At 58.5% G+C, this 14,124-nt stretch carries 11 protein-coding genes; 6 read left to right on the top strand and 5 right to left on the bottom strand.

Going from position 1 to position 14,124, the window contains the following annotated elements:
• Positions 1–28: 28 nt before the first annotated feature.
• Complete coding sequence (locus tag ACQR3R_RS11265; protein WP_428272224.1) at positions 29–1,540, bottom strand: MFS transporter; 1,512 nt, start codon at positions 1,538–1,540, stop codon at positions 29–31.
• 330 nt (positions 1,541–1,870) lie between these two features.
• Between ACQR3R_RS11265 and ACQR3R_RS11260 the strand changes: the two genes are divergently transcribed.
• The 5 genes from ACQR3R_RS11260 (at position 1,871) to ACQR3R_RS11240 (ending at position 9,879) form a co-directional block, all read left to right on the top strand.
• Positions 1,871–4,777, top strand: a complete 2,907-nt coding sequence (locus tag ACQR3R_RS11260; protein WP_428272223.1) for an EAL domain-containing protein — start codon at positions 1,871–1,873, stop codon at positions 4,775–4,777.
• A 258-nt stretch (positions 4,778–5,035) separates the two neighbouring features.
• On the top strand, positions 5,036–6,286 hold the full coding sequence (locus tag ACQR3R_RS11255) for an MFS transporter (RefSeq protein WP_428272222.1): 1,251 nt from the start codon (positions 5,036–5,038) through the stop codon (positions 6,284–6,286).
• A 156-nt stretch (positions 6,287–6,442) separates the two neighbouring features.
• On the top strand, positions 6,443–6,826 hold the full coding sequence (locus tag ACQR3R_RS11250; RefSeq protein ID WP_428272221.1) for a VOC family protein: 384 nt from the start codon (positions 6,443–6,445) through the stop codon (positions 6,824–6,826).
• 269 nt (positions 6,827–7,095) lie between these two features.
• Positions 7,096–8,307: a M24 family metallopeptidase gene (locus ACQR3R_RS11245; protein ID WP_428272220.1), complete on the top strand. Its 1,212-nt coding sequence runs from the start codon at positions 7,096–7,098 to the stop codon at positions 8,305–8,307.
• 231 nt (positions 8,308–8,538) lie between these two features.
• Positions 8,539–9,879: an MFS transporter gene (locus tag ACQR3R_RS11240; RefSeq protein ID WP_428272219.1), complete on the top strand. Its 1,341-nt coding sequence runs from the start codon at positions 8,539–8,541 to the stop codon at positions 9,877–9,879.
• Between the two features lie 75 nt (positions 9,880–9,954).
• Here ACQR3R_RS11240 and ACQR3R_RS11235 read toward each other — a convergent pair whose 3' ends face one another.
• The 4 genes from ACQR3R_RS11235 to ACQR3R_RS11220 all read right to left on the bottom strand — a co-directional run bounded on the left by ACQR3R_RS11235 (position 9,955) and on the right by ACQR3R_RS11220 (position 12,719).
• Positions 9,955–10,971, bottom strand: a complete 1,017-nt coding sequence (locus tag ACQR3R_RS11235; protein ID WP_428272217.1) for a helix-turn-helix domain-containing protein — start codon at positions 10,969–10,971, stop codon at positions 9,955–9,957.
• Positions 10,972–11,165: 194 nt separating this feature from the next.
• On the bottom strand, positions 11,166–11,522 hold the full coding sequence (locus ACQR3R_RS11230) for a Rid family hydrolase (protein WP_428272216.1): 357 nt from the start codon (positions 11,520–11,522) through the stop codon (positions 11,166–11,168).
• Positions 11,523–11,613: 91 nt separating this feature from the next.
• Positions 11,614–11,829, bottom strand: coding sequence for a hypothetical protein (locus ACQR3R_RS11225; protein ID WP_428272214.1), 216 nt, complete (start codon positions 11,827–11,829; stop codon positions 11,614–11,616).
• A gap of 2 nt (positions 11,830–11,831) precedes the next feature.
• Positions 11,832–12,719 carry a LysR substrate-binding domain-containing protein gene (locus ACQR3R_RS11220; protein ID WP_428272213.1) on the bottom strand — a complete coding sequence of 296 codons (888 nt, stop codon included), beginning with the start codon at positions 12,717–12,719 and terminating at the stop codon, positions 11,832–11,834.
• Positions 12,720–12,856: 137 nt separating this feature from the next.
• Here ACQR3R_RS11220 and ACQR3R_RS11215 point away from each other — a divergent pair, with 137 nt between their 5' ends.
• Entirely contained in the window at positions 12,857–14,116 is a 1,260-nt protein-coding gene (locus ACQR3R_RS11215) for a D-amino acid dehydrogenase (protein ID WP_428272212.1), read from the top strand.
• Positions 14,117–14,124: the final 8 nt, after the last annotated feature.

Raw genomic sequence — 14,124 nt, 5'->3', positions numbered from 1 at the left:
GAGCCGTCGTACTCATCGATCGCTGCGCTCAGCCGGGTGCGCGTTCCGTGAAGACCTTCCCGGTTGCCGAGTGCAGCCGAACCACCCGCAGGGCAGTGATAAAGCCAAGGATTGGCGCACATGCAAACACTGCAAACAACCAGCCCGCGGCGCTCATCGTTCCGCCGATGCCTCCGGGGTCGGTGAGCCCGGCAACGTTCGCCACCATGCCCGCCAGCGCCGCACCGAACGCGGTGGCGAACAACTGCACGGTGGTTATCGACGCCGACGCCAGATCCTGCTCGCCTGCCGGTGCAACCTGAAACACGCGTGTCAGCAGATGCGGCCACGCCATACCCACACCGAGTCCGATCACAACGAGCGCCAGGCAAATAGGGGCGATGGATTGCCAGCCACCCGCACTTTCGATGCGCATCAAAACGGCCAGCGCCACCATGCCAGCCACACCAAGGACAGGCCCGGCAAGAATCGCACGCCGGATGCTGTTGCCTTTTGCCCCGGAGCTGGCAATCGACCCCAGTGTCCATCCGGCCCCCATCAGCGCTGCCAGGTAGCCGGCAACGAGTGGAGACTGGTGGTGAAGGACTTGAAGGAACAGCGGCACGAAGATTTCGCTGCTGGTGACCACTACCGCCAGTAGCGACATCGTTGCATACAGGGCGCCGAGCGCAGTGGTCATGCGCAACGCACCGGTGGGCAGCAGCTTATGGCGGGCACGACGTTCGGTGAATATCAGCAACGCGGTCAGGACCGCAGCCACGACAAGGCCCGCAATATTGCGCGAGAAAACAGGAGAGACGCTGGCGGCTGACACGGCCAGCACTGCCGAGGTCAAAAGCAGCAGTTGGGCGATGGGCAGTGGCGAGCGTTTGCCCTTGTCTGTGCTGCGCTTGGGCAACACGGTCGCCGCCAACACAGCGAACAGCGCTGCCACCGGAATCAGCGACCAAAACGCCGCCCGCCAGGCGCCCAGTTCAGCGAAGATGCCGCCCACTGCGGGCCCTATCAGCGTCGCCACGCCCCACATGCCGGAGACCAATGCCATCGCGCGCGGCCATAACGCTTCGCTGAACACCAGCCGGATCATGGCGTAGGAAAGCGCAAACAGAAATCCGCCGCCCAGCCCTTGAATCAGGCGGCCGGCGAGCATGATCGGCATGGAGGGAGCAAACGCGCAGATAAACGAACCGCTCGCAAACACCAGCGTGGCGATGATGTATGCGCCCCTTGGCCCGGCGCCGATGAGCAGCCTCGCCGACAGTGCCGAGCCGAGGATCGAGGCCGCGACAAACAACGTGGTGTTCCAGGCGTAATAGTCGATGCCGCCGATGTCCTTGATAACGGACGGCAGAATCGTCGTCGCAATGTAGACATTGATCGCATGCAGCACCACGCCACCCGCCAGTGCGAGCGAGCGCACGCCATTTGCGCCGGACAGCAGATCCGCCCAGCCAGTGTTTGACCGATGGTTCGGTTCCGCTACCTGCGCCTCTGGCGCGCTGGGCGGTTGTTGGTCCGATGGCACGTTACGGTGGTCCATGTCAGCTCCCTGTCGAGACTTCACTCGCGCTGCGAATGACGGCTTGCAAAGGCAAACCGACCCTCTTTATAAAACCTCAGGTAAAGATGAGGTCAAGAGAGGTTCGCAATCCATGATCAATGTGCGCGTTTAGCGAGTATTGGCTGGCGCAAAACAACGCCAGGCACAGTGAGTGAGTCATGCCTGGTTTTGTCGACAGTGCTGACGGGGTCGACACTGCGTGAATAAAACTGTTGAAAAATATTGCTATAAGCTTTAAACGAGAAGCTCTCCGGCATTTTGCCAGCAACCCATTAATGTGTAGCGCCAGTTTTGGCTCAGGGAGGGCTGATGAGTATTCGTCCATTAACCGACTCCCCGCGGCAATTGAACGACTGCGACGATGTCGCATCTCAACTGAAAGGGAATTTGGATACGGTCGGCATGGCCTACGCTGGCAACAATGACGCAATCGAACAATTGCTGGACTCAGCGCGCAACTGGGATCACACCACGGCGTGGGCGGTTTATCGCGCCGGTGAACAAATGAATTGGGTGGGGCAGGGCGACGCTCGGGTGCAATGGCCTTCGAGTGTTTCGAGTGAAGAGTTCGACGCCTTTTGTTCGAATTGGCGTTTGCACCGCTGGCCGACCGGTCAAGGCGAAGGTGTGCTGGGATGGCTACTCGCTCCGGTTGAAGATGCGGCGCAACCAGCGCTTGCCGAGTTTGCCCAGCGTTTGGGCATTCAGGTGCAGACCAACGCGTTGGCCCGGGCGCAGATCACCCAGCGTGTGCTGTATGAAATCACCTACCTGGCCAGCTCGACCCGCGACCGCTCGGTGTTTCTGGTGGGTGTTCACAAGCTGCTGGCGAGCCTGATCGATGCCGAGAATTTCTACCTTGCGCTGTATGACCCGCACACCGGCAAAATCGACTACCCGTATTACGTCGACATCATCGACGTGGACGCCTTGGAGTCGGAAAACTACGAATACCTAGATCCTTCTCACTTGTCGCTGACCGGCCAGGTGCTGACGTCTGGCCAGCCGTTGTTGATCGATGCCGCCGGCATTCGCGCGGCGCAGGCCGAAGGGCGTTTCTATTGCGTGGGTGACCGTCCGGAGTTCTGGATGGGCGCCCCGCTGAAAAACGCATCGGATGACGTATTTGGCATGCTCGCGATGCAGGTTTACGACGTTTCTCGTACCTACAGCGCCGAAGACCGTGCCTTGTTTCTGGTGGTTGCCCGCCACGTGGCCATGGCACTCGACCGGATTCTGCACCGCGAAGACCTGGAACAAACCGTAATGCGTCGCACCCTGGAGCTTTCGGCACTCAATGACGCCTTGAGGCAGGAAGTGACAGAGCGCGAGCGTGCGGAGCATTTGCAAAGTGCGCTGTTCCAGATCGCCGAGCTGTCGAGCCAGCCTGGCGACATGGCCGAGTTGTTCCAAACCTTGCACGGGATCGTCGGTGATCTGCTGTTCGCGCAGAACTTCTACATCGCGTTGTTCGACGACGCGACCGGTGAGGTGACTTTTCCGTATTACGTCGATGAGCGGCAGACAACGTGCCCGGCGGCGCGACGCGGGCGCCGTGGCTTGACGGAGTACGTTATCCGCCAGCGTCGTCCTTGCCTGATTGACGCGCACGAGGCTGAGCGATTGGCGGCGCACGGTGAAATCGAACTCGCCCATGAGTCTGTGCGATCTTATTCGTGGTTGGGCATCCCGCTGTTTGATGGCGATGTGGTGCGCGGGGTGTTGGCCGTGCAAAGCTACACCTCGCAGGTGGGCTATACCCAGCGTGACCAGGAATTGCTGACGTTCGTGTCGCGGCACATCGACACCGCGTTGTCGCGCCGCACAGCCGCCGAGGCGATCCATGCCGCCAACCTGAAACTGGAAGCCCGGGTGCAGAACCGCACGCGTGAACTCGATCATGCGAATGCCAAGTTACAACACGAAAACTCTCACGATGCACTGACCGGGCTACCCAATCGTACCTACCTGCAACAGCGCCTCAACCTGGCCTGGACGCGGTTTGGCAGCGAAGGCGGGCACTTGGCGGTGATGTTTATCGATCTCGACCGTTTCAAAATGGTCAACGACAGCCTCGGTCACCATTTTGGTGACTTGCTGCTGATGCAGGCTGCTCACCGTTTGCGCAGTTGTCTGCGCGACACCGACATGCTGGCGCGCCTTGGCGGCGATGAATTTTCGGTGCTCGCTCCCGATGCGCCGCTGGAGGTTGTGGTCGACATCGCCGATCGGATCCTGGTGGCGTTTGACCTGCCGTTTTTCATCAATGGCCACGAAGTATTTTCGTCCTGCAGCATCGGTATCGTCAGCGCCGACAGTCAGTTTCATCACGAACCCGCCGATTTGCTGCGCGATGCCGACGCGGCCATGTACCGGGTTAAAAGTGCCGGTCGCGACAGCTACGCGGTGTTCAACCAGGAAGTGCGCCGTGAAGTATCGGACCAGGTTGAGCGTGAAGGGGCGTTGCGCAATGCGCTGAAGCGTACCGACGAACTGCTGCCCTATTTCCAGCCGATTGTGAATGTTGAAAGCGGTGAACTGGTGGCCCTTGAAGCACTGATTCGCTGGCATCAGCCGGGCGGTCGGGTGATCGCGCCGGGCGAGTTTTTGCCGGACGTGGAAGGCCTGCGCCTGATCGGTCGACTCGACCTGTACATGCTCACCAGCATTGCGGTGATCCTCGCGCAACCTGAACATGCCGATTGGCCGCCGGTGCACGTCAATTGTTCGAGCTACAGCATGACGCGCCCGGACTTCGCCAGCGATGTACTCGCACTGTTGGCGCGGTATGGCGTCGCGCCGTCGCGTATCTGCCTGGAGTTGACCGAAGGCGCGCTGGTGGCCGAACCGGCCATTGCCCGACTGACCATGCAGCAATTGGCCGACAACGGCATGTCCGTGGTCCTCGATGATTTTGGTGCAGGTTTTTCTTCCCTCAGCTACGTGCATCAATACCGTTTCAGTGGTTTGAAAATCGACAAGTCGTTCATCCTCGAACTGACCACCAGCGCTCGTAGCCGCGCGATTGTGCGGGCGATTGTGCGCATGGCCGAATCGCTGGATCTGAGTGTGGTAGCCGAAGGGGTCGAGGACGAAGCGACATTGATCCTGCTGCGTGAAATGGGCGCCGGGCAGGCCCAGGGTTATTACTTTTCGAAGCCGATGGGGCTCGAGGCGTTGTTGGCCAGTTCGCTGGTGGATCGCCAGATCATCTGACGTCTGGGCCACACCCCACGCATTTTGTTACCCGGGTACTCGCCCGGGGCGTAAAAAAATCCCTCCGTGTTCAGACACCCAACCATCGGGCGGCTAACGGCTGCTCGCCTTTTTTGTCGCTGGCCCAGCATGTGTGCGGCCTCCAGGCATTATTGAGGCCACACAAAGATTGATCGCACGTGGCTGGCAGAGAAATTGCTTTAATGTATGTACAAGTATATACATTGCCAGATTCCATCGATCCGAGAGTAAATGGACATGACAACCAAGCTATTCCAAGGATGGTACGTAGTGCTTGCGGCACACTTGCTGCTCGCGCTTATTTTCGGTGGCGCCTATTCCTTCGGCGCATTTTTTTCGCAGATCCAGACCCACTTCGATGTCGGGCACTTTTCCGTCGCATCGGTGTTTTCCCTGACCGCGTTTATTTACTACGCAGTCGGGGTTTTTTCCGGATCGTTGGCGGATCGCATATCGACCCGGGTTGTGGTTTGCGCCGGCATCGTGTGCATGGCGCTCGGCTTTTTTCTAGCAAGCCTCGCTGCGAATTCGTTGCTGACATTCCTGGTGTGTTTTTGCTTGCTGGTCGGGTTGGGCGTTGGCTTGGTGTATGTACCGACTGTGACGGCGGTCCAGCGCTGGTTCATCAAGCACCGCAGCAAGGCTTCGGGCCTGGCGTTGGCGGGAACCGGCGTCGGAACGTTTGTCGGGCCGACAGCTGCCGGGCTGCTGATGCAGCAGTTCTCCTGGGAGACGACGATGCAAATATTCGCCGTGGCCATCCTGGTGGTAGGCCTGCTGGTGTCGTCGCTGGTCAGGAGCAACCCCCAGGAGCTGGGCCTGTTGCCGGATGGTCTCGCTTCATCAGAGCGCAGCGCTCACCCGGCAGCGCCCATCGGCATGCGTTTGGCGCAGGCTGTGCGCACGGGGCGATTCTGGTGGTACTTCGCAGCGATCTTCTTTGGCTCGGTCGGGTTGTTTCTCGCCTTGGTACACATCAATCCCTATGCGCTGCAGTTCGGCATTAGCGCGACTCAGGCGAACCTGCTGATCGGGCTGATTGGCATCGGCAATATCAGCGGACGGTTATTCCTGGGCAGTATGGGTGACCGGATGGGGGCGCTGCGTTTGTTGGTGGTGCTGACGGTAGTGCTGGTTTTGCTTAATCTGCTGTGGCTCACCGCCCATACGTTCACCACATTGGCACTGTTCGCCCTCTGTTTCGGCGTGGCGAATGGCGGCTGCATATCGCTTTATCCTTCGGTGGCCGCGAGTTGGTTCGGTACTACAAATCTTGGGGCCATTCTGGGCGCACTGTACATTTCGGTCGGGTTGGCTGCATTGATCGGAGGGAGCGGGGCAGGGCTGCTGTTCGATCTTTACCAGAGTTACACCGCGTCGATCATTCTTGGGGCGCTGTGCACATTATTGTCGGTAGCGTTCATTCTTATTGCCGGCCATTCGCGCCAGGAGGCCAGCGTCGTCAGCGAGACGTGTGCCAGAGGCTAACGCGCTTTTTTCATGCGCCTGTGACATGGGATTTATGCAGATACATCGCTGTTCTTTCAAACGATCGGGGCACATTCTTTGCCGGGTCGCCAACCCCGCAGGCAAGGGTGAAGCGGCGCTGCAACTCCCCTCGTTTCTAACAAAGAGAGCGACAAAATGAGTGTATTTACCCACGTCACAGTCGGCACCAACGACTTGGAAAAAGCCCGCAGTTTTTACGACAACGTGCTGGGCAAACTGGGCCAGAAGCGTATTGCGGATCTTGCAGATAATGGCTCTATCTGGGGCGAGAACGCCCCGTCTTTTTTCGTTCTGAAACCTGCCAACGGCGCACCTGCCAGCGTCGGTAATGGGGTGACCGTCAGTTTTGAGGCGCCGACGCGTGCTGCCATCGACGCCTTTCATGCCGCCGCGTTAGCCGCTGGTGGCACCTGCGAAGGCCTGCCGGGGCCACGTGGCTGGGCACCGAATGCCTATGCGGCGTATGCCCGTGATCTGGACGGCAACAAACTGGCTGCCTATTGCTTCAAGCCAGATTAAGCCAGGCAGCGAGGCCAGCCTTTAGCGCTCACACTGACCGCGTTGTTGTTTATCCATGCCCCCGCCACGCGGCTGTAAACCGCGTTTGGCGGGGGCATTTTTGTGACTGCCATGAAAGTAGCCGGAGCAGGCCTTTCGCAAACAGCGGGTATGGCCAACTACAGGTCGGATTCGCACAAAAAAGCTCACCTTGCATCTGTTCGAATGATCTTCAGCGGCCCGCCAGATTGGCGCCTTCTGTTGTTCAAACAATGACAAGGATAAATGACATGCACATGCCGAAAACCATCCAGATCAAGAACGGCGAACAAGTGAAGCCGACGTTCTCGGCCCAGGAATACGCTAACCGTCAGGCCAAATTGCGGGCTTATCTGGCGCAGAACAATATCGACGCGGCTGTCTTCACCTCGTATCACAACATCAATTACTACAGTGATTTTCTGTACTGCTCGTTCGGGCGCCAGTACGCACTGGTCGTGACCCAGGACAGCGCCGTGACCATCAGCGCCAACATTGACGGTGGGCAGCCTTGGCGCCGTACTGTCGGCACCGAGAACATCGTCTACACCGATTGGCAGCGCGACAACTACTTCGTCGCGATCCAGCAGGCTTTGCCCAAGGCCGGGCGCATCGGCATCGAATTCGATCATCTGAACCTGCTCAATCGCGACAAACTCGCCAGTCGCTATCCGCAGGCCGAAATGGTGGATATTGCCGCTCCCTGCATGCGTATGCGCATGATCAAGTCCGCCGAAGAGCACGCGATCATCCGTCACGGTGCACGCGTCGCGGACATCGGCGGTGCCGCCATCGTCGAGGCCCTGCGTGACCAGGTTCCAGAATACGAAGTAGCCTTGCACGCTACGCAGGCCATGGTGCGCGAAATTGCCCGGACCTTCCCGGACTCGGAACTGATGGACACCTGGACCTGGTTCCAGTCCGGTATCAATACCGATGGTGCCCATAACCCAGTGACGTCGCGCAAGGTCAACAAGGGTGACATCCTCAGCCTCAACTGCTTCCCGATGATATCCGGCTACTACACCGCACTCGAACGCACTTTGTTCCTGGACCACTGCTCTGACGAGCATCTGCGCTTATGGGAAGTTAACGTCAAAGTGCACGAGGCCGGCCTCAAACTGATCAAACCGGGCATGCGCTGCTGCGACATCGCGCTGCAATTGAATGAGATTTTCCTGGCGCACGATTTGCTGCAATACCGCACCTTTGGCTACGGCCATTCCTTCGGTACGCTGAGCCATTACTACGGCCGCGAAGCCGGGTTGGAATTACGCGAAGACATCGACACGGTTCTGGAGCCCGGCATGGTGGTGTCTATCGAGCCGATGATCATGCTCCCGCAAGGCCGCCCCGGTGCCGGTGGCTACCGTGAACACGACATTCTGATCGTCAACGAACAGGGCGGCGAAAATATCACCAAATTCCCGTATGGCCCGGAACACAACATCATCAAGAAGTAAGGCCCGGCGCCGCACAGTGAATCTGTGCGGCGTTTTTGTGCACCATGGCCTGTTTGGATGCCACCGTCGCCGGCGGCGGAGTACGACCAAAAAACAACGCATGCACGATAAAAAAACGTGCAGCATTTACTGAACCTTAACCCTGCCAAGTACAACAATAGAGGGTTTTGTCATGTTCTACGTCTCGACGCTTTACCTCGATAAACGCACCTCTTACACCGGAGGTGCACAATGAGCACCCAAAACCCAAGCCTGACGCTGACCATGGCGCAGAAACTTGAACTGACGTGCGAGCGCAAGGCCTTGCGACGCGCAGCCAGTGCCAGCTTCATGGGCAACTTCGTCGAATGGTTCGACTATGCGGCCTACGGCTATCTGGCAACCGTGATTGCCCTGACTTTTTTTCCGCAAACCGATCAGACCACTGCGCTGCTGGCGACCTTCGCCGTGTTCGCGCTGTCGTTTATCGTCCGTCCGCTAGGGGGCCTGGTGTGGGGGCACTTTGGTGATAAGTACGGGCGACGCAGTGCGCTGTCCTGGTCGATTCTGATCATGTCGATATCGACCTTTTGTATCGGCATCCTGCCGACTTACAACCATATCGGCCTGTGGGCTCCAGCCTTGTTACTGCTGATTCGCTTGTTCCAGGGCTTCTCTGCTTCGGGTGAATACGCTGGCGCCTCGGCCTTTCTCGCTGAGTATGCTCCCGAGGGCAAACGGGGTTTGTACACCAGCATCGTCCCGGCGAGTACCGCGGCGGGCTTGCTGTTCGGCGCGGTGTTTGTCGCTGGCCTGCACTCATGGATGAGCGTCGAGGACTTGCATGGCTGGGGCTGGCGTTTGCCTTTTCTACTGGCCGCACCGTTCGGGTTGGTGGGACGCTACATCCGCATGAGTTTGCAAGACACGCCCAAGTTTCTGGAGATGGAAAAACGCCTTGAAGCGAAAGAGTGCGCGACCCGTGCACCGGTGCGTGAATTGCTGACCGTGCACCGACGCAGCGTGATGATCGGGATCGGTGTGACCTGCCTGAATGCTGTGGCGTTTTACCTGTTGCTCAGCTACATGCCGACCTATCTGTCCACGGAAATGGGCATGAGCGAGAGTGACTCGTTCCTGGCGTCGACGATGTCGCTGGCGACTTATATCGGGCTGATTTTCCTGATGGGTAAGCTGTCGGATCGGTTCGGGCGCAAACCCATGTTGCTGACCGCTTCAGTACTGTTCCTGATACTGACATTTCCGCTGTTTGGAATGTTGGAGAGTCAGCCGTTGATTGTGATTCTGATGATCCAGATTGCTTTCGGCGCAATCCTGGCGATGAATGACGGCACCTTGCCGTGCTTCCTCGCCGAGATATTCCCGACCCGCGTACGCTTCAGCGGTTTTGCCTTCAGCTTCAACATCGCCAATGCCGTGTTCGGTGGCACCGCGCCGCTTATCGCGACCTGGTTGATTCACCTGACCGGTAACAAGATGGCACCGGCCTGGTACCTGTTGGCGGCAGCGGCGGTAGCATTGATTGCGATGCTGATGAGCCGGGAAACTGCACATAAGGCGTTGCAGGACTGATCTCCATACGCCGGTTGCCTCGCTCCTGCAGTGGACGACTGTGGGAGCGAGCTGCTCGCGAAGGAGCACGGTTGGTCAATGCACGGCAGCCACTTGTTTGCGCTCACCAATAGGCGATACACCGAAGAAACGGCTGTAGCACTTGGAGAAATGCGCCGGCGAAATGAAGCCGCAGGCGAGGGCAATATCACGAACCTGCGATTCACTGCGCAGCAGTAATTGTCGCGCCCGTGCAAGGCGCAATTCCAGGTAGTACTGGCTAGGCGTGCGTTGTAAATGCTTGTGAAACAGGCGCTCCAGTTGCCGCACCGACACCTCGTTCAATCGCGCCAGTTCCTCTAAACTTACCGGTTCCTCGAGATTGGCTTCCATGATCGCCACCATCTGGCTGAGCTTGGGCTGCGAGGTGCCGAGCTTTTGCCGCAATGGCACACGCTGTTGTTCCTGGGCGCTGCGTACCCGGTCACACAACAGCAACTCCGCCGCATGGGCTGCAATGTCCCGACCACCCGGTTCGCGGGCAATCAGTTGCAGGGTCATGTCCATGGAGGCCACACCTCCAGAGCAGGTGTAGCGATCACGGTCCAGCTCGAACAGCTGATTGGAGATGATGATCCCCGGGAAACGCTCCTTCAGCGCTTCGATATCTTCCCAGTGAATCGTGCAGCGATAACCTTTGAGCAAATCGGCGCGCGCCAACAAATGACTCCCCGTGCAAATCCCGCCCAGTGGAACGTTGTCGTGCGCCAACTTGCGCAGCCAATTAAGCAGTGGCCGACTGCTGTGATTGGAGACGATCGGGTTTGAGCCGACAACGAACAACATGTCCAGTTTGGGGGCATCGGTGAACGCATGGTCAGGCAGAATGCGCATGCCATTGCTGGCCATGACCGGGTCCAGGCTGGCAGCAATAATCACGGTACGAAACATCGGTTTGCGCGCGGCCAGATTGGCCATGCGCAACGTTTCTATGGCGGAGGCGAAACCGATGGTGGTGAAGTTGGGAATGACCAGGAAACCAACGGTTTTCACTGGCGGTAGATCATTCGCCGGGCGTCCTGAGGCGGACTTTTCCGCGTGTAGTTTCGCCATCGTTACCGCTCCTCGACTGCATCCCCGACGCGCCCGGCGACAAGCTGCCTGCAGGGACCGCATCGCCTCGTTTTTTGTGGTTGTTTACCCCGTTACGGGTATCAGGATCTTACACCGAGTGCTCGTGCTATAGATGATCTGCAAGTGAATAGGCGTGCCCGGGAGACTGGTTCCAAGAACGTTGGGGCACCGGCTCAATCACTGACCGCCGCCGTGACCATGATTTCCACCAGCACATCGCTGCTGGCCAGGTCGGCCTGAATGGTCGCCCGCGCGGGTGCACATCCGTCGGGCAACCATGCGCTCCAGGCTTCGTTCATTGCCGCGAAATCGTGATTGATGTCTTTCAGCCAGATCTGCGCACTGAGCACTCGGCTGTTGTCACTGTTGGCGGCGGCGAGGAGGGTGTCGATTTTGGCCAGTACCTCGCGGGTTTGGCTGGCGCAGTCGACGTCGCGCTTGTCGGGTACCTGCCCGGACACGAATACCTGATGGCCGAAAACCACGGCACCACTGAGTCTTGGGTTCACGTTAATTCGTTTGATCTGCATGGCCATGTCCTGATCCAGAGTTGATCATTCACTCTAGAGGCTGGCCTGCGACTTGCCCAATACAAACAACGCGAGCATCCATAACCTGAAGTTATCCAGTGATGCCTACTCGCATACCGTAGGAAACCGGCTTGCCGGTGATGGCGATTTCAACGACGCCATCGCTGGCAAGCCAGACTCCTACAGGTCGGTGGTACATGCCGAAATTGATGGTGTTAACGCAAATCCCGTAGGAAACCGGCTTGCCGGTGATGGCGATTCCAACGACGCCATCGCTGGCAAGCCAGACTCCGGGTCGGCGGTGCATGCCTAACCGTCGGGCAGGTTGATGTTGCCACCCAGGGTCTGCAGCAGTTCGATAAAACCATGGTCGAGTTGGGACAGGGTATTGGACTCGTGCACCAGCGCCGCCAGTTTAAAGGGGATTCGCGGACGTACCGGACGAATAAAACAACCGGGTCGCAGCATGGCCTCTGCGGTCAATGAATCGACGATGGCGTAACCACAACCTGCTTGCGCCAACGCACAGGCAACGTAGTAGGTTTGCACCTTGATGGCGCTGTCGGTGGGCTGTGCTTCATCGGTGTGCAGTGACGGTAGCAACCCGCCGAGGGGGTCGTCTTGAGGCAAGCGGATCTGGCTTTGCGCGCTCAGGCTATCGAGTGTCAAAGGGGAGGTGTCGGGATCGGTGCTGAGGCAGACCAGCTCCGATTCGCCCAGTGAAATACTGCGGATGCCAGGGTGATGCGAGGGATTGAAAACAATCGCGATATCGATTTCGCGTGCCAGCAAACTCGCGATCAAACCAGCGGTATGGCCGGTCTGCAAATCGATCATCACGCCCGGTTGACGTGCCCGGCTCAGAGCGATGGCCTGAGGTAAAAGACTAAGCCCCAAGCTTGGCACACAGCCCAGGCGCAGCAACCCTTCAGGGTGTTGGCGCAAGTTGCGCGCTAGCCGCCGAACGTTTTCCAGTTCGCGAAATACCTTCTCGACTTCCGGCCCCAGCAATTGCGCTTCATGGGTCAGCTGCAGGCGCCCCTTGACGCGTTCGAACAGGCAGAAACCCAATTGCATTTCCATGTGCTGCAACGTCTTGCTCACGGCGGGTTGGGAGATGCGCAGAATCTCTGCGGCGCGGCTGACCGAGCCGGTCAGGCGGATTGCCTGGAACACTTCGATATGGCGTAAACGCATGCTTGCCTCATGTTTAAAGCCATAACCCCAGGCTATGGAAGCGGTCGCTATTGATATTGGACGGTGTGAATTGTGACTGTCAACAATGGCGCCTCGGACTTGCAGTGAGCGGGTCGGCGACGTCAGGAAAAGTGGCAATGCATGTATGTGTGATCGGTGCAGGCGTTGTCGGGGTGACAACCGCTTGGTATCTGGCCCGGCAGGGACTGAAGGTTACGTTGGTTGATCGTCTCGCGGCGGCGGCCCATGGCGCGAGTTTCGCCAACGGCGGGCAGTTGAGTTACAGCTATGTAGCGCCATTGGCGGGGCCTGGCGTGCTGGGTAACCTGCCTGACTGGTTGATGAATGCCGATTCACCGCTGCGTTTTCATCCTCGCCTGGACCTTCATCAGTGGCGCTGGTGCTTGAATTTCATGCGGGCCTGCACTTTGGGTCGAAGCCGCAAGACCACCGCTGAATTACTCGAGCTTTCGTACTACAGCCGTGAGTTGGTTCACCAATTGATAGCCCGCGAGGCGTTGCAATTCAACTACCGGCGCAACGGTAAGCTCATCGTCTATCGAGACCGTCAATCCTTTGCGCAGGGCATGCAACAGGTAGCCTTTCAGGCAGCGCTCGGTTCGCAGCAGCATGCTCTGAGCAGCGAGCAGTGCGTGGCACTGGAACCCGCCCTGGGTCACATTGAGTCGGCGCTCGCCGGGGCGATTCACACGCCCAGCGAGGAGGTCGGCGACTGTCGACTTTTCACCCAAGGTCTGCTCGACCGGCTAGTGGCGACGGGGCAGGTTCAGACACTGTTTAACACCGAGGTGACGGGCCTGCGTCGTGAACACCAGCACATTGCTGCGGTCGTGACCACGCAAGGTGAGTTGCAGGTGGATGGCGTGGTGATCTGCTCGGGTGTCGCAAGCCGTCCGCTACTCAAAGAGTTGGGGATACACCTGCCGTTGTACCCGTTGAAGGGTTACAGCCTGGACGTACTGCTGACAGAAAAAAGTGCTGGAACGGTGCCAGCCATCAGTGTCACCGACAGCGCACGCAAGGTGGTCTATGCGCCGCTGGGGCAATCGCTACGCGTGGCGGCGATGGTTGACATGGGCACCGGCGATGACCGCATTGATCCGTTGCGCATCGACCTGTTGAAAAAGCAGGTGCGCGAAACCTTCCCTGAGCTGGAACTGGCGAACGCGACTCCTTGGGCCGGATTGCGCCCAGCCACCGCGCTGAGCAAACCGATTATCGACGTCACTCGCTGGCGCAATCTGTGGCTCAACGTCGGTCATGGCGCGTTGGGTTTCACGCTTGCGTGTGGTAGCGGTCGTGCATTGGCGTCCCTGGTTTGTGGTGAACAGCCAGAGATCGACCTGCTACCTTTCAGGGCAAACAAGGTGTGTTGATTTATTAA

It is taken from the genome of Gordonia sp. IEGM753, assembly GCF_050321825.1.
GTDB lineage: Bacteria > Pseudomonadota > Gammaproteobacteria > Pseudomonadales > Pseudomonadaceae > Aquipseudomonas.
This window is presented reverse-complemented; position numbering and strand designations above follow the sequence as displayed.

What these genes read in the sequence shown, in the direction of transcription:
- ACQR3R_RS11245 (WP_428272220.1), top strand. Translation starts at nt 7,096, where the DNA reads ATGCACATGCCGAAAACCATCCAGATCAAGAACGGCGAACAAGTGAAG.
- ACQR3R_RS11240 (WP_428272219.1), top strand. Translation starts at nt 8,539, where the DNA reads ATGAGCACCCAAAACCCAAGCCTGACGCTGACCATGGCGCAGAAACTT.
- ACQR3R_RS11230 (WP_428272216.1), bottom strand. Translation starts at nt 11,522, where the DNA reads ATGCAGATCAAACGAATTAACGTGAACCCAAGACTCAGTGGTGCCGTG.
- ACQR3R_RS11250 (WP_428272221.1), top strand. Translation starts at nt 6,443, where the DNA reads ATGAGTGTATTTACCCACGTCACAGTCGGCACCAACGACTTGGAAAAA.
- ACQR3R_RS11225 (WP_428272214.1), bottom strand. Translation starts at nt 11,829, where the DNA reads ATGCACCGCCGACCCGGAGTCTGGCTTGCCAGCGATGGCGTCGTTGGA.
- ACQR3R_RS11235 (WP_428272217.1), bottom strand. Translation starts at nt 10,971, where the DNA reads ATGGCGAAACTACACGCGGAAAAGTCCGCCTCAGGACGCCCGGCGAAT.
- ACQR3R_RS11260 (WP_428272223.1), top strand. Translation starts at nt 1,871, where the DNA reads ATGAGTATTCGTCCATTAACCGACTCCCCGCGGCAATTGAACGACTGC.
- ACQR3R_RS11265 (WP_428272224.1), bottom strand. Translation starts at nt 1,540, where the DNA reads ATGGACCACCGTAACGTGCCATCGGACCAACAACCGCCCAGCGCGCCA.
- ACQR3R_RS11215 (WP_428272212.1), top strand. Translation starts at nt 12,857, where the DNA reads ATGCATGTATGTGTGATCGGTGCAGGCGTTGTCGGGGTGACAACCGCT.
- ACQR3R_RS11220 (WP_428272213.1), bottom strand. Translation starts at nt 12,719, where the DNA reads ATGCGTTTACGCCATATCGAAGTGTTCCAGGCAATCCGCCTGACCGGC.
- ACQR3R_RS11255 (WP_428272222.1), top strand. Translation starts at nt 5,036, where the DNA reads ATGACAACCAAGCTATTCCAAGGATGGTACGTAGTGCTTGCGGCACAC.